General features: G+C 64.2%; 11 protein-coding genes. All 11 read left to right on the top strand.

The annotated features are described in order from the left end of the window. The gene (gene rplA / locus OC184_RS09495) at window positions 1-699 is read left to right on the top strand and encodes a 50S ribosomal protein L1 (RefSeq protein WP_265506963.1); all 699 of its coding nucleotides are present in this window, start codon (window positions 1-3) and stop codon (window positions 697-699) included. Window positions 700-924: 225 nt separating this feature from the next. Beyond that, window positions 925-1,440, top strand: a complete 516-nt coding sequence (gene rplJ, locus OC184_RS09490; RefSeq protein WP_265499403.1) for a 50S ribosomal protein L10 — start codon at window positions 925-927, stop codon at window positions 1,438-1,440. A gap of 65 nt (window positions 1,441-1,505) precedes the next feature. Next, window positions 1,506-1,880: a 50S ribosomal protein L7/L12 gene (gene rplL / locus OC184_RS09485; RefSeq protein WP_265506962.1), complete on the top strand. Its 375-nt coding sequence runs from the start codon at window positions 1,506-1,508 to the stop codon at window positions 1,878-1,880. Between the two features lie 227 nt (window positions 1,881-2,107). Then, entirely contained in the window at window positions 2,108-6,253 is a 4,146-nt protein-coding gene (gene rpoB / locus OC184_RS09480; RefSeq protein ID WP_265506961.1) for a DNA-directed RNA polymerase subunit beta, read from the top strand. A 49-nt stretch (window positions 6,254-6,302) separates the two neighbouring features. Further along, window positions 6,303-10,559 (top strand): DNA-directed RNA polymerase subunit beta', encoded by a 4,257-nt coding sequence (rpoC, locus tag OC184_RS09475; protein WP_265506960.1) that lies wholly within the window; start codon window positions 6,303-6,305, stop codon window positions 10,557-10,559. Between the two features lie 588 nt (window positions 10,560-11,147). After that, the gene (locus OC184_RS09470; protein ID WP_265506959.1) at window positions 11,148-12,086 is read left to right on the top strand and encodes a DMT family transporter; all 939 of its coding nucleotides are present in this window, start codon (window positions 11,148-11,150) and stop codon (window positions 12,084-12,086) included. Further along, window positions 12,086-12,925: a glycosyltransferase gene (locus tag OC184_RS09465; RefSeq protein WP_265506958.1), complete on the top strand. Its 840-nt coding sequence runs from the start codon at window positions 12,086-12,088 to the stop codon at window positions 12,923-12,925. The genes OC184_RS09470 and OC184_RS09465 overlap by 1 nt, the downstream gene beginning before the upstream one ends. Before the next feature lie 230 nt (window positions 12,926-13,155). Continuing rightward, the gene (gene rpsL / locus OC184_RS09460; protein ID WP_022705687.1) at window positions 13,156-13,527 is read left to right on the top strand and encodes a 30S ribosomal protein S12; all 372 of its coding nucleotides are present in this window, start codon (window positions 13,156-13,158) and stop codon (window positions 13,525-13,527) included. Between the two features lie 12 nt (window positions 13,528-13,539). Further along, window positions 13,540-14,010, top strand: coding sequence for a 30S ribosomal protein S7 (rpsG, locus tag OC184_RS09455; RefSeq protein WP_265506957.1), 471 nt, complete (start codon window positions 13,540-13,542; stop codon window positions 14,008-14,010). Between the two features lie 18 nt (window positions 14,011-14,028). Beyond that, window positions 14,029-16,152, top strand: a complete 2,124-nt coding sequence (gene fusA / locus OC184_RS09450) for an elongation factor G (RefSeq protein ID WP_265506956.1) — start codon at window positions 14,029-14,031, stop codon at window positions 16,150-16,152. 60 nt (window positions 16,153-16,212) lie between these two features. Then, window positions 16,213-16,399, top strand: a 187-nt coding sequence (locus OC184_RS09445) for a GTP-binding protein (protein ID WP_265505339.1), incomplete at its 3' end; no start/stop codon positions are given.

The raw sequence follows: 16,399 nt of genomic DNA, 5'->3' as shown, positions 1-16,399 counted from the left end.
ATGGCAAAGATTTCCAAGAAGAAAGCCGCCGCCCGCGCCGCCTTCGACGGCAAGGCCAACCTGTCGGTCGAGGATGCGGTCAAGCTGGTCAAGTCGGCCGCTTCCGCAAAGTTCGACGAGACCGTCGAGATCGCGCTGAACCTGGGCGTCGATCCGCGCCACGCCGACCAGATGGTCCGGGGCGTCGTGACGCTGCCTGCCGGCACCGGCAAGGATGTCCGCGTCGCCGTCTTCGCCCGCGGTCCCAAGGCTGACGAAGCCAAGGCCGCCGGTGCGGACATCGTCGGCGCCGAGGACCTGATGGAGACCATCCAGTCCGGCAAGATCGAGTTCGACCGTTGCATCGCGACGCCGGACATGATGCCGCTGGTCGGTCGCCTGGGCAAGATCCTGGGCCCGCGCAACCTGATGCCGAACCCCAAGGTCGGCACGGTGACGATGGATGTCAAATCGGCCGTCGAGGCCGCCAAGGGCGGTGAGGTCCAGTTCAAGGCCGAGAAGGCAGGCGTCGTCCATGCAGGCATCGGCAAGGTGTCGTTCGACGAGGACAAGCTGGCTCAGAACCTGCGCGCCTTCGTCGAGGCGGTGACCAGGGCCAAGCCGACCGGTGCGAAGGGGACCTACATGAAGAAGGTCTCGATCAGCTCGACCATGGGGCCGGGCGTGTCGGTCGACGTGGTCTCGGCCGCTCAGGCCTGAGACCAGTGAATTTCCCGGAGCGATCCGGGGATGGCGGGGCCACTGGCCCCGTCCTGTCCGAGACGGAGGGTGCGGGGAAACCCGCTTAATGTCCTTCCTGAGATGGGGAAGCATTTTTCCGAAGGTTCATCCTTCGGGTGATCTTGCCCTAGCGGACCCGACCCGGTCCCGTTGGTGACCGGGAAAAGTGAGAGCGGGGGGAAACCCCCAACTTGGAGTGAAACCGTGGATAGAGCACAAAAAGAACAGGTGGTCGACGAACTCGGCCAGATCTTTGAAAGCTCTGGCGTCGTGGTGGTTGCCCACTACGAGGGGATGACGGTTGCACATATGCAGGACCTGCGGGCGCGCATGCGCGAAGCCGGCGGTTCCGTTCGCGTTGCCAAGAACAAGCTCGCCAAGATCGCCCTGGAAGGTAAGCCTTGCGCAAGCATCGCCGATTACCTGACGGGCATGACCGTGCTCACCTATTCGGAAGATCCGACCGCTGCTGCGCGGATCGCCGACAAGTACGCCAAGGACAACGAACGTTTCGTGATTCTGGGCGGTGCCATGGGTGACTCGGCGCTGGATCCGGCCGGTGTGAAAGCCGTCGCCTCGATGCCGTCGCGTGAAGAGCTGATCGCTCAGATCGTGTCGTGCCTCGGCGCGCCCGCCTCGAACATTGCCGGTGCCATCGGCGCGCCTGCTTCGAACATCGCGAGCATCCTCACGACCCTCGAGGAACGTGAGGCTGCGTAAGCAACCCCATCCCGTCGCGTGGTTGAACGCACGACGTTGGAACATTAACTGGAAAGAACGGAAAAATGGCTGACCTGAAACAACTCGCCGAACAAATCGTGGGCCTGACCCTGCTGGAAGCCCAGGAACTGAAGACCATCCTGAAGGACGAATACGGCATCGAGCCGGCTGCCGGTGGCGCCGTCATGATGGCTGGTCCGGCTGCCGGCGCTGCCGAAGCCGAAGAAGAGAAGACCGAATTCGACGTCGTCCTGACCGACGCCGGCGCCAACAAGATCAACGTGATCAAGGAAGTGCGCGGCATCACCGGTCTTGGCCTGAAAGAAGCCAAGGACCTGGTTGAAGCCGGCGGCAAGGTCAAGGAAGGCGCGGCCAAGGCCGATGCCGAAGAGATCAAGAAGAAGCTCGAAGCGGCTGGCGCCAAGGTCGAGCTGAAGTAATCGGTCCCCGGATCGATCTGAACAGGGCAGGGTCCGGGGTTTCCCGGTCCCTGCCGAACCTGTCTTGAAGGGCGGTCTGGGATCAGACATTCCTTCAGGGCATGTTCGAGGTTCGGGAGCGGCGCGGTGGGACGCGTGGCACGAATGGAACCTCACCCCTGATTTCGTAGGCGTGTTCCGGGGGCCCCGACCCGGACCCGCGCGAAGACGAAAGGTGACAAGACCCCATGGCGCAAGCTTATGTCGGCCAGAAGCGTATCCGGCGCTACTATGGCAACATCCGTGAAGTCCTGCAGATGCCGAACCTCATCGAGGTTCAGAAGTCGTCCTATGACCTGTTCCTGAACTCGGGCGAAGGAACGGCGCATACCGATGGCGAGGGCATCCAGGGCGTCTTCCAGTCGGTCTTCCCGATCAAGGACTTCAACGAGACCGCGACGCTGGAGTTCGTTAAATACGAGCTCGAGCGCCCGAAATACGACGTGGACGAGTGCCAGCAGCGCGACATGACCTATGCCGCGCCGCTGAAGGTCACCCTGCGCCTGATCGTGTTCGATGTCGACGAGAACACCGGGGCCAAATCCGTCAAGGACATCAAGGAACAGGACGTCTTCATGGGCGACATGCCCCTGATGACGCAGAACGGCACGTTCATCGTGAACGGGACCGAGCGCGTGGTGGTCAGCCAGATGCACCGCAGCCCCGGCGTGTTCTTCGACCACGACCGCGGCAAGACCCATTCCTCGGGCAAGCTGCTGTTCGCCTGCCGCATCATCCCCTATCGCGGGTCGTGGCTGGACTTCGAGTTCGACGCCAAGGACCTGGTCTTCGCGCGCATCGACCGCCGCCGCAAGCTGCCGGTGACGACGCTGCTCTATGCGCTTGGCATGGACCAGGAGGGCATCATGGATGCCTTCTACGAGACCGTGAACTATACCCTGCGCCGCGAGGGGCGCGAGCAGGGCTGGGTCACGCGCTTCTTCCCCGAGCGCGTCCGCGGCACCCGTCCGTCCTATGACCTGGTCAATGCCGATACCGGCGAGGTCATCACCAAGGCCGGCGAGAAGGTCACGCCGCGCCTCGTCAAGAAGCTGCTGGAGTCGGGCGATCAGCTGAACCTGTTCGTGCCGTTCGAGCGGATCGTCGGCCGCTTCGTCGCCAAGGACATCGTCAACGACGAAACCGGCTTCATCTATGCCGAAGCCGGCGACGAGATCACGGCCGAATACAACAAGGAGGGCGACCTGGCGGGCGGTCTTCTGAAGGTCCTGCTGGACAACGGCATCAACGACGTCCCGGTGCTGGATATCGACCACGTCAACGTGGGTCCCTACATCCGCAACACGATGGCGGCCGACAAGAACATGAACCGCGAAGGTGCCCTGATGGACATCTACCGCGTCATGCGTCCGGGCGAGCCGCCCACCGTCGAGGCTGCGCAGACCCTGTTCAACTCGCTGTTCTTCGACAGCGAGCGTTACGACCTGTCCGCCGTGGGCCGGGTCAAGATGAACATGCGCCTGAACCTGGATGCTCCCGACACGCAGCGCACGCTGCGCCACGAGGACATCGTGGCCTGTATCCGCGGCCTTGTGGAACTGCGTGACGGCAAGGGCGAGATCGACGACATCGACCACCTGGGCAACCGCCGGGTGCGTTCGGTCGGCGAGCTGATGGAGAATCAGTACCGCGTCGGCCTGCTGCGCATGGAGCGCGCCATCCGCGAGCGCATGTCGGGCGTCGAGATCGATACCGTCATGCCGCAGGACCTGATCAACGCCAAGCCGGCTGCGGCAGCGGTGCGTGAATTCTTCGGCTCCAGCCAGCTGTCGCAGTTCATGGACCAGACGAACCCGCTGTCCGAGGTGACGCACAAGCGCCGCCTGTCGGCGCTCGGGCCGGGCGGTCTGACGCGTGAGCGTGCGGGCTTCGAGGTTCGCGACGTCCATCCGACCCACTATGGCCGGATGTGCCCGATCGAGACGCCGGAAGGTCAGAACATCGGCCTGATCAACAGCCTCGCGACATTTGCCCGGGTCAACAAGTACGGCTTCATCGAGACCCCCTACCGCAAGGTGGTTGAGGGCAAGGTCACCGACGATGTGGTCTACATGTCCGCGACCGAGGAAATGCGCCACACCGTAGCGCAGGCCAACGCGACGCTGGATGCCGACGGCAACTTCGTCGACGAGCTAATCAGCACCCGCCAGTCGGGTGATTTCATGCTGAACCCGGTCGATGCCGTCGATCTGATCGACGTGTCGCCCAAGCAGCTGGTGTCGGTCGCCGCGGCGCTGATTCCGTTCCTGGAAAACGACGACGCCAACCGCGCCCTGATGGGCTCGAACATGCAACGTCAGGCGGTCCCGCTTCTGCGGGCCGAGGCGCCGTTCGTCGGTACCGGCATGGAAGCGACCGTGGCCCGCGATTCTGGTGCCGCGATCATGGCGCGCCGCGGCGGCATCATCGACCAGGTCGATGCGCAGCGGATCGTCGTTCGCGCGACCGAGAACATGGGTGCGGGCGATGCGGGCGTGGACATCTATCGTCTGCGCAAGTTCAAGCGTTCGAACCAGTCCTCGACCATCAACCAGCGCCCGCTGGTCAAGGTGGGCGAGAAGGTCGTGGCCAACCAGGTCATCGCAGACGGTCCCTCGACCGATCAGGGCGAACTGGCGATCGGCCGGAACGTGGTCGTCGCGTTCATGCCTTGGAACGGCTACAACTACGAGGACTCGATCCTGATCAGTGAGCGGATCCACCGCGACGACGTGTTCACCTCGATCCATATCGACGAATACGAAGTGGCGGCCCGCGACACCAAGCTTGGGCCCGAGGAAATCACGCGCGACATTCCGAATGTTGGCGAGGAGGCGCTACGCAACCTCGACGAGGCCGGCATCGTCTATATCGGCGCCGAGGTCGGGCCTGGCGATATCCTGGTGGGCAAGATCACCCCCAAGGGCGAAAGCCCGATGACGCCGGAAGAAAAGCTGCTGCGCGCGATCTTCGGTGAGAAGGCCAGCGACGTGCGCGACACGTCCCTGCGTCTGCCGCCGGGGGCCTACGGCACGATCGTCGAGGTGCGGGTCTTCAACCGCCACGGCGTCGACAAGGACGAACGCGCGCTGCAGATCGAGCGCGAGGAAGTCGAACGTCTGGCCCGCGACCGTGACGACGAACAGGCGATCCTGGACCGCAACATCTATGCGCGTCTGAAGTCGCTGATCCTGGGCAAGGTGGCGCTGAAGGGCCCGAAGGGCATCAAGGCCAACACCGAGATCACCGAGGACCTGCTGGGCACGCTGTCGCGCGGCCAGTGGTGGCAGCTTGCCGTGTCCGAGGAGGAGACCGCCAAGGAAGTCGAGGCGCTAAACGGCCAGTACGACACCCAGAAGAAGCTGCTGGAAGCGCGCTTCGAGGACAAGGTCGAGAAGGTCCGTCAGGGCGACGACCTGCCGCCGGGCGTAATGAAGATGGTCAAGGTCTTCGTCGCCGTGAAGCGCAAGCTGCAGGCGGGCGACAAGATGGCCGGTCGTCACGGCAACAAGGGCGTTGTGTCCAAGGTGGTCCCGATGGAGGACATGCCGTTCCTGGCGGACGGCACCCCTGTCGACCTGGTTCTGAACCCGCTTGGCGTGCCGTCGCGCATGAACGTGGGGCAGATCTTGGAAACCCACATGGGTTGGGCGTCGCGCGGCCTGGGCCTGAAGATCGACGAGGCGCTGGAAGAGTATCGCCGCAACGGCGACATGACTCCGGTCCGCGAGGCGATGCGCATCGGCTATGGCGACGAGCTGTATGCCGAGACGTTCGAGGGCATGGACGACGAGACGCTGCGCGAGCACGCCGGAACGGTGCGCACGGGTGTGCCGATCGCCACGCCTGTCTTCGACGGCGCCAAGGAAGCTGACGTGAACGACGCGCTGACGCGCGCCGGGTTCGACAGCTCGGGGCAGTCGGTGGTGTTCGATGGCCGCACGGGCGAACAGTTCGCGCGCAAGGTCACCGTCGGGATGAAGTATGTCCTGAAGCTGCACCACCTGGTCGACGACAAGATGCACGCCCGGTCCACGGGTCCGTACAGCCTTGTCACGCAGCAGCCTCTGGGCGGTAAGGCTCAGTTCGGTGGCCAGCGTCTGGGTGAGATGGAGGTCTGGGCGCTGGAAGCCTATGGCGCCGCCTACACCCTGCAGGAAATGCTGACCGTCAAGTCGGATGACGTCGCCGGCCGCACCAAGGTCTACGAGTCCATCGTCAAGGGCGAGGACAACTTCGAGGCCGGCGTGCCGGAATCGTTCAACGTGCTGGTCAAGGAGGTCCGGGGTCTGGGCCTCAACATGGAACTCCTGGATGCGGAGGAAGAGGAGTGAGGGCTTTGGCCCTCCTCCACCCCCAACGCGCCCTTTCAAGGATTGAAAAATGAACCAGGAACTCGCCACCAACCTCCTGAACCCGCTGGCTCCGCCGCGGCAGTTCGACGAAATCAAGATCTCGCTGGCCAGCCCGGAAGAAATCCTCGCCTGGTCCTTCGGCGAGGTGAAGAAGCCGGAGACCATCAACTACCGCACGTTCAAGCCGGAACGTGACGGCCTGTTCTGCGCGCGCATCTTCGGTCCGATCAAGGACTATGAGTGCCTCTGCGGCAAGTACAAGCGCATGAAGTATCGCGGCCTCGTCTGCGAGAAATGCGGCGTGGAAGTGACCCTGCAGAAGGTCCGCCGCGAGCGGATGGGCCATATCGAGCTCGCCGCGCCCGTGGCGCACATCTGGTTCCTGAAATCGCTGCCGTCGCGCATCGGCCTGATGCTGGACATGACGCTGCGCGATCTGGAGCGGATCCTCTATTTCGAGAACTACGTCGTCATCGAGCCAGGCCTGACCGACCTGACCTATGGCCAGCTGCTGAGCGAAGAGGAGTTCCTCGACGCGCAGGACAACTATGGCGCCGACGCTTTCCAGGCCGATATCGGCGCTGAAGCGATCCGGGCCATGCTGGCCAACATCGACCTGGCGGCCACGGCCGACCAGCTGCGCGAGGATCTGAAGGTCGCCACGGGCGAGCTGAAGCCCAAGAAGATCATCAAGCGACTGAAGATCGTCGAGTCGTTCCTGGAATCCGGCAACCGTCCGGAATGGATGGTCCTGACCGTCATCCCGGTCATCCCGCCGGAGCTGCGCCCGCTGGTCCCGCTGGACGGCGGCCGCTTCGCGACCTCGGACCTCAACGATCTCTATCGCCGGGTCATCAACCGGAACAACCGTCTGAAGCGGCTGATCGAGCTGCGCGCGCCCGACATCATCGTCCGCAACGAAAAGCGGATGCTGCAGGAATCGGTCGATGCGCTGTTCGACAACGGCCGTCGCGGCCGCGTTATCACCGGGAACAACCGTCGCCCGCTGAAGTCGCTGTCCGACATGCTGAAGGGCAAGCAGGGCCGCTTCCGCCAGAACCTGCTGGGCAAGCGCGTCGACTTTTCGGGCCGCTCGGTTATCGTGACCGGTCCCGAGCTGAAGCTGCATCAGTGCGGTCTGCCGAAGAAGATGGCGCTCGAGCTGTTCAAGCCGTTCATCTATTCGCGGCTTGAAGCCAAGGGCCTGTCGAGCACCGTCAAGCAGGCGAAGAAGCTGGTTGAGAAGGAGCGTCCCGAGGTCTGGGACATCCTGGACGAGGTCATCCGCGAGCACCCGGTCCTGCTGAACCGCGCGCCCACGCTGCACCGTCTTGGCATCCAGGCGTTCGAGCCGATCCTGATCGAAGGCAAGGCGATCCAGCTGCACCCGCTGGTCTGCTCGGCTTTCAACGCGGACTTCGACGGCGACCAGATGGCCGTGCACGTGCCCCTGTCGCTGGAAGCGCAACTGGAAGCGCGCGTCCTGATGATGTCGACGAACAACGTGCTGTCGCCTGCCAACGGCGCGCCGATCATCGTTCCGTCGCAGGACATGATCCTTGGCCTCTACTACGTCTCGATGCAGCGCGACGGGATGAAGGGCGAGGGCATGACCTTCTCGAACATCGAGGAGGTCGAGCACGCCCTGGCCGCAGGAGAGGTGCACCTGCACGCCAAGATCACCTCGCGCATCCGGCAGGTGGACGAGAACGGCATCGAGGTCGTCAAGCGGTATGAAACCACGCCGGGCCGGATGCGGCTGGGTGCGCTTCTGCCGATGAACGCCAAGGCGCCGTTCGAGCTGGTCAACCGGCTTCTGCGCAAGAAGGACGTCCAGCACGTCATCGACACCGTCTACCGCTACTGCGGGCAGAAGGAATCGGTGATCTTCTGCGACCAGATCATGGGTCTGGGCTTCAAGGAGGCGTTCCGTGCCGGCATCAGCTTCGGCAAGGACGACATGGTCGTACCCGACAACAAGTGGTCGATCGTCGAGGAAGTCCAGGAGCAGGTGAAGGAGTTCGAACAGCAGTATCTGGACGGCCTGATCACCCAGGGCGAGAAGTACAACAAGGTCGTGGACGCCTGGTCGAAGTGTAACGACCGCGTGACCGAGGCCATGATGTCCACCATCTCGGCCAACAAGCGCGACGACAACGGCGCCGAGATGGAGCCGAACTCGGTCTACATGATGGCGCATTCCGGTGCGCGGGGTTCGGTCAACCAGATGAAGCAGCTGGGCGGGATGCGCGGCCTGATGGCCAAGCCCTCGGGCGAGATCATCGAGACGCCGATCATCTCGAACTTCAAGGAAGGTCTGACCGTTCTTGAATACTTCAACTCGACCCACGGCGCCCGGAAGGGTCTGTCGGACACCGCGTTGAAGACGGCGAACTCGGGTTACCTGACCCGTCGTCTGGTGGACGTGGCGCAGGACTGCATCATCCGCGAACACGACTGCGGCACCGAACGCGCAATCACGGCTTCCGCCGCGGTCAACGACGGTGAGGTCATCAGCCCGCTGTCCGAACGCGTGCTGGGCCGCACCGCGGCCGAGGACGTGCTGGTGCCTGGCGGTGACGAGATCATCGTCCGTGCGAACGAGGTGATCGACGAACGCAAGGCAGACGCCATCGAGGCGGCTGGTGTGCAGTCTGTGCGCATCCGTTCGGCCCTGACCTGCGAATCCGAGGACGGGATCTGCGCGCTTTGCTATGGCCGCGACCTGGCCCGCGGCACGCTGGTCAACATCGGCGAGGCTGTCGGCATCATTGCCGCGCAGTCGATCGGTGAACCGGGCACTCAGCTGACGATGCGGACCTTCCACATCGGCGGCATTGCGCAGGGCGGCCAGCAGTCGTTCCAGGCCGCCTCTCACGAGGGTAAGGTCGAGTTCCGCAACGAGAGCATCCTGACCAACGCCAATGGCGAGCAGATCGTGATGTCGCGCAATATGCAACTGGTCGTCATCGACGAGCAGGGGCAGGAGCGTGCGACCCACAAGCTGTTCTACGGCTCGAAGCTGTTCGTGAAGGACGGCGAAAGCGTCACCCGTGGCGCCAAGCTGTTCGAGTGGGACCCCTACACCCTGCCGATCATCGCCGAGAAGGGTGGCGTGGCCAAATTCGTCGACCTGCTGTCGGGCCTGTCGGTCCGCGACGAGACGGACGAAGCCACCGGCATGACCCAGAAGATCGTCACGGACTGGCGGTCGGCGCCCAAGGGCAACGACCTCAAGCCCGAGATCATCATCATGGACGCGAACGGCGAACCGGTGCGCAACGACCAGGGCAACCCGGTCAGCTATCCGATGTCGGTGGACGCGATCCTCTCGGTCGAGGATGGCCAGGACATCCGTCCCGGCGACGTGGTGGCGCGGATCCCGCGCGAAGGTGCCCGGACCAAGGACATCACCGGGGGTCTTCCCCGCGTGGCGGAACTGTTCGAGGCCCGTCGTCCCAAGGATCACGCGATCATCGCGGAAATCGACGGCTATGTGCGGTTCGGCAAGGACTACAAGAACAAGCGCCGCATCACCATCGAGCCGTCCGAGGAGGGTCATTCGCCCGTCGAATACATGGTGCCGAAAGGCAAGCACATCCCGGTGCAGGAAGGCGACTTCGTGCAGAAGGGTGACTACATCATGGACGGCAACCCGGCGCCGCACGACATCCTGCGCATCATGGGGATCGAGGCCTTGGCCGACTATCTCATCGACGAGGTGCAGGACGTCTATCGACTGCAGGGCGTGAAGATCAACGACAAGCACATCGAGGTGATCGTCCGCCAGATGCTGCAGAAGATCGAGATCCTCGACAGCGGCGAGACCACGCTGCTGAAGGGCGAACATGTCGAGCGCGACGAGTTCGAGGAAGAGAACGCCAAGGTCGAGGCGCGCGGCGGACGTCCCGCCACGGGCGAGCCGGTCCTTCTGGGCATCACCAAGGCGTCGCTGCAGACCCGCAGCTTCATCTCGGCGGCGTCCTTCCAGGAGACGACGCGCGTGCTGACCGAGGCTGCCGTCCAGGGCAAGCGCGACAAGCTCGTGGGCCTGAAGGAGAACGTCATCGTCGGCCGCCTGATCCCGGCGGGTACCGGTGGCGCGACCTCTCGGGTCCGTCGCATCGCGACCGAACGCGACGCCGAGGTGATCGAGGCGCGTCGCGCCGAGGCCGAGGCCGCGGCCGCCCTTGCGGCGCCCGAGCCGAACCTCGAAGGTTCGATGACGACCACCACCAGCGCAGATGCGTTGTTCGAGCGGCGTGAGGACAACGGCGACGAGTGATCGTCTCGCAAAAGAACGTCTAAGGGCCCGGCATAGCGCCGGGCCCTTTGCTTTTAAACGATACAACTTGCGTGATCTCGCCTGGGCCTCGCCAACCGCTCTGGCAGGGATCAGGGGCAAAGGCAGTCTGGCACCCGATGCGCAATCTTCCCCTTCCCCCGGCGGGCTAGACCGCGTCGCCAAGACAGAAGCCTGACGACCTGCCCTGATCAGCCTGCCCGCTCAAAAAGCTCCTTTCGCTTTCGGCCATCAGGTCCGACAGGCAAGACCGACAGCATCCGCTGCACAGAACTGTCCCCGGACCGCCTGATGCAACCTTTGCGCCGCGACGGCGGCAGGGCCCGGCAGCATCATCGGCGCGCTCTCTTTTGGGTTGCGTTGTGTCCGCCGCTGAAGATACTGGCCCGGACTTTCCAAGGATCGACGATGCGCCGTCCTGCCCCCTGTCCGCCGCGCCTGCCTCTGCCTTGTCAGGGCCGGCCGGGCGCATCGGAGCAGCCGTGGCCGGCATGGGTGCTGCGCCCGTGGCAGGGGCCGGGGGTCGCCTGAGCCTGCGACCTCGACCTGCCCACGCGACGGAGCGACCCCATGCCAGCCTCGATCATCTCGCCCCTGCGGCGGACCCGCCCAGCCTCGGTTCGCCCGGCGCCGCTGAAGCCCGGCGACAACATGCGCGGTGCGGGCCTGATGACGCTGTCGATGATAGGCTTCGGCTGCAACGACGCCATCATCAAGTATGTCACGGCCGATGTCCCGCTCTATCAGGCGATCGCGATGCGCGGCCTTGTCGTGATCGTCGCGCTGACCCTGCTGGCGCAGCGGGGCGGCGGTCTGCGCCTGCGGATCGCGCGGCCGATGCGGGTGCCCATGACGCTGCGAGTGATCGGCGAGGTCGGTTCGACCCTGCTGTTCCTGAACGCTCTGACCCGGATGGAGATCGCCGACCTGAATGCGGTGATGCAGTCCCTGCCGCTGGTCGTCATGCTGGGCGCCGCGTTGTTCTTCGGCGAGACCCTGGGCTGGCGCCGGATGCTGGCCGTCGGCGTCGGCATGCTGGGCGTGCTGATCATCCTGAGGCCCGGCAGCGGCACATTCGGCATCTGGTCGCTGGTCGCGTTGGGGGCGATGCTTCTGGTCGCGCTGCGTGATCTGTCGACGCGGCGCTTCACCAGTGACGTCAAGTCCTCGACCATCGCCTTCTATACGGCGGTGGCCGTGACGGTGGTTGGCCTGCTTCTCAGCTTTGGGCAGGGTTGGGTGGCGCCGGACCTTCGGCAGGGGCTTCTGCTGGTCCTGTCGGGGTCGTTCCTGACCATCGCCTATCTGTCAGCGGTGGCCGCGATGCGCATCGGCGAGATCTCGGTCGTGGCGCCCTTCCGCTATACTTCGCTTCTGGTGGCGATCGTCCTGGGCCTGCTGGTCTTCGGCGACTGGCCCGATCTCTGGACCTGGACCGGTGCGGTGCTGGTGGTGGGGGCCGGGATCTATACCATCTGGCGCGAGGCGCAGCTGGGGCGGCGGCGCTGATGCGGGTGCAGATGCTGGGCCTCTGCCGGTTTTCCTATCTGGGGATGCGCGGCTACCAGGTCGAGCATGACAGCATCGCGGCGCGGCGGGCCTATCTCTATGAATCCGCGCGAATGGAGCGGCGGTGGCAATGGTTCACGACGGTGGCATTGCCGGGCTGGCTGGCGCAGACCGACCCGGACTTCACGCTGGTGGTGATGACCGGACCCGACCTGCCGCAGCCCTGCCTGGACCACCTGCAGGGTCTTTGCGAGCGCGTCCCGCAGATGCGCCTGTCGCTGGTCCCGCCGATGGAGTACCACCTGCAGGCCTGCCGTGCCGCGGTGGCCCCCCATGTCGATCCGGCAGCCGACGTGATCGGCCATTTCCGCCATGACGACGACGACGCCGTCGCGCTGGATTACGTGGCCGAGGCGCGGGCGGATTTCGCGCGGGTCAGTGCCCTTTGGCAGGCCGAGGGCAGGCTGTCGCTGGACTATGGACGCGGCTTCATGGTCGAGGCGCGGGACGGCCAGCTGAAGATCACCCCGCGCATCTGCCACAACATGGGTGTCGCGCTGACTATCTTCCTGCGCCCCGACGCCGAGGAGACGGCGCTGCACTTCAACCATACGAAGCTGGCGCAGTGGATGCCGGGCGTTCAGGTGAACCGGCAGCCGATGTTCCTGCGGTCGATCCATGCCGACAGCGACTCGGGCGACATGGGGCCGGGCCTGCCCTGGCAGCCCGAGGACGGAACCCTGAACCTCATCCTGCGGCAGCGCTTCGGCCTGCGCCGCGGCGATCTAGCCGATCTGGCGCGGCGGCTGGAGGCGGGCGGGGCAGGGGGGGCTTGTTGACAGTATCCCGGATTCACCCTATAGCCCCGCTACCCGGCGGGAAACCGCATCGGGTGCCAGAACCTGTGAGGTCACGATCCGGGCCGAATTTGCCCCGATCCTCTGGAATTACGCCCGTCAGCCCGATATGGGCCGGACGGGCTTGGCATTTTGCGATTCGCGCAAGATGCCGTCGAGAAGCGGCGCAACCGGGTGGTTGCGAGTATTGACAGAGCAAGACGGGGAACCGAATGCCGACGATCCAACAGCTGATCCGCAAGCCGCGGCAGCCGAAAGTGCAGCGCTCGAAGTCGCAGCACCTTCAGGGCTGCCCGCAGAAGCGCGGCGTCTGCACGCGCGTCTACACCACGACGCCGAAGAAACCGAACTCCGCTATGCGTAAGGTGGCCAAGGTCCGCCTGACGAATGGCTTCGAGGTCATCTCCTACATTCCGGGCGAAAAGCACAACCTGCAGGAACACAGCGTCGTGCTGATCCGCGGCGGCCGCGTGAAAGACCTTCCGGGTGTCCGTTACCACATCCTGCGCGGTGTGCTGGATACCCAAGGCGTCAAGGATCGTCGCCAGCGTCGTTCGAAATACGGCGCCAAGCGTCCGAAGTAAGGAGAGGCATCAATGTCCCGTCGTCACGCAGCTGAAAAGCGCGAAGTCCTGCCCGACGCCAAGTTTGGCGATCGCGTGCTGACCAAATTCATGAACAACCTGATGGTTGACGGCAAGAAATCGACCGCCGAGCGGATCGTCTACAATGCGCTCGACCGCGTCCAGGCCCGCCTCAAGCGCGAGCCGATCGAGGTCTTCCACGAGGCGCTCGACAACGTGAAGCCGTCCGTCGAAGTGCGCTCGCGCCGCGTCGGCGGTGCGACCTATCAGGTCCCCGTCGAGGTGCGGCCGATCCGCCGCGAGGCGCTGGCGATCCGCTGGCTGATCACCGCCGCGGCCAAGCGTAACGAGAACACGATGGAAGAGCGCCTGGCGGGCGAGCTGTCCGATGCCGTCAACGGCCGCGGCACCGCCGTCAAGAAGCGCGAAGACACGCACAAGATGGCCGACGCCAACAAGGCGTTCAGCCACTACCGCTGGTAAGGCGAAAGGATCCAGACCATGGCACGCGATTATCCGCTGCAGCGTTACCGTAACTTCGGCATCATGGCCCACATCGATGCCGGCAAGACGACGACGACCGAGCGTATCCTCTTCTACACCGGCAAGTCGCACAAGATCGGCGAAGTCCATGACGGCGCCGCGACCATGGACTGGATGGAGCAAGAGCAGGAGCGCGGCATCACGATCACGTCTGCCGCGACCACCACGTTCTGGCAGCGCCAGGAAGACCCGACCTCGGAAGGGACTTCGGACACGAAGTACCGTTTCAACATCATCGACACCCCGGGCCACGTCGACTTCACCATCGAGGTCGAGCGTTCGCTGGCCGTTCTGGACGGCGCGATCTGCCTTCTGGACGCCAACGCCGGCGTCGAGCCGCAGACCGAGACGGTGTGGCGCCAGGCCGACCGCTACAAGGTCCCGCGGATCGTGTTCGTCAACAAGATGGACAAGATCGGCGCCGACTTCTTCAACTGCGTGAAGATGATCAAGGACCGCACCGGCGGCACCCCCTGTCCGATCGCCCTGCCGATCGGCGCCGAGGACCAGCTGGAAGGCATCATCGACCTGATCAAGATGGAAGAGTGGACTTGGCGCGGCGAGGATCTGGGCGCGTCCTGGACACGTCAGCCGATCCGTGACGAGCTGAAGGACCTCGCCGACGAGTGGCGCTCGAACATGATCGAGCTGGCCGTCGAGCAGGACGATGCCGCGATGGAAGCCTATCTGGAAGGCAACGAGCCCGACGAGGCCACCCTGCGCCAGCTGATCCGCAAGGGCACGCTGTCGCTGTCGTTCTTCCCGGTTACCGCCGGTTCCGCGTTCAAGAACAAGGGCGTTCAGCCGCTGTTGAACTCGGTCATCGACTTCCTGCCGAACCCGCTGGACGTGCCCCCCTACATGGGCTTCCTGCCGGGCGACGAATCCGAGACCCGCAACATCGAGCGTCGCGCCGATGACGCGCAGCCCTTCTCGGGCCTGGCGTTCAAGATCATGAACGACCCGTTCGTCGGTTCGCTGACCTTCACGCGCATCTATTCGGGCGTGATGAAGAAGGGCGATCAGATGCTGAACGCCACCAAGGGCAAGCGCGAGCGCGTCGGCCGCATGATGATGATGCACTCGATCAACCGCGAGGAAATCGAAGAAGCCTTTGCGGGCGACATCATCGCGCTGGCCGGTCTAAAGGAAACGACCACCGGCGACACCCTGTGCGATCCGGCGAACCCGGTCGTTCTGGAAACGATGACCTTCCCCGAGCCGGTCATCGAGATCGCCGTCGAGCCGAAGTCGAAGGCCGACCAGGAGAAGATGGGCCTGGCCCTTCAGCGCCTGGCCGCCGAGGACCCGTCCTTCCGCGTCGAAACCGACATCGAGTCGGGCCAGACGATCATGAAGGGCATGGGCGAACTTCACCTCGACATCCTGGTCGACCGCATGAAGCGCGAGTTCAAGGTCGAGGCGAACATCGGTGCGCCACAGGTGGCCTACCGCGAGACGATCAGCCAGGAAGCCGACATCGACTACACGCACAAGAAACAGACCGGTGGTACCGGCCAGTTCGCGCGCGTGAAGCTGACGATCACCCCGACCGAGCCGGGCGAAGGCTATTCGTTCGAAAGCAAGATCGTGGGCGGCGCGGTGCCGAAGGAATACATCCCCGGCGTCGAGAAGGGCATCAAGTCGGTCATGGACTCCGGTCCGCTGGCGGGCTTCCCGGTGATCGACTTCAAGGTCGCGCTGACGGACGGTGCGTTCCACGACGTCGACTCCTCGGTCCTGGCTTTCGAAATCGCCTCGCGCGCTGCAATGCGTGAAGGCCTGCGCAAGGCCGGCGCCAAGCTGCTGGAGCCGATCATGAAGGTCGAGGTGGTGACGCCGGAGGAATATACTGGTTCGATCATCGGTGACCTGACCAGCCGTCGTGGCATGGTGCGTGGCCAGGACAGCCGCGGCAATGCAAACGTCATCGACGCCTTCGTGCCGCTTGCCAACATGTTCGGCTACATCAACAACCTGCGTTCGATGTCTTCGGGCCGGGCCGTGTTCTCGATGCAGTTCGACCACTACGAAGCCGTGCCGCAGAACATCTCAGACGAGATCCAGAAAAAATACGCCTGATCTTGCGGCGGGGCATTGGCCCCGCCACTTCACCTGTATTGACGAACAAGGAGCCATTCCATGGCAAAGGCAAAGTTCGAACGGACGAAACCGCACGTGAACATCGGGACCATCGGTCACGTTGACCACGGCAAGACGACGCTGACGGCTGCGATCACGAAGTACTTCGGCGACTTCCGCGCCTATGACCAGATCGACGGCGCGCCCGAGGAGAAGGCCCGCGGGATCACGATCTCGACCGCGCACG

It is taken from the genome of Paracoccus rhizosphaerae, assembly GCF_026162645.1.
GTDB lineage: Bacteria > Pseudomonadota > Alphaproteobacteria > Rhodobacterales > Rhodobacteraceae > Paracoccus > Paracoccus rhizosphaerae.
Note: the sequence above shows the minus strand (reverse complement) of the source record. Positions and strands in the feature narration are given on the sequence as shown.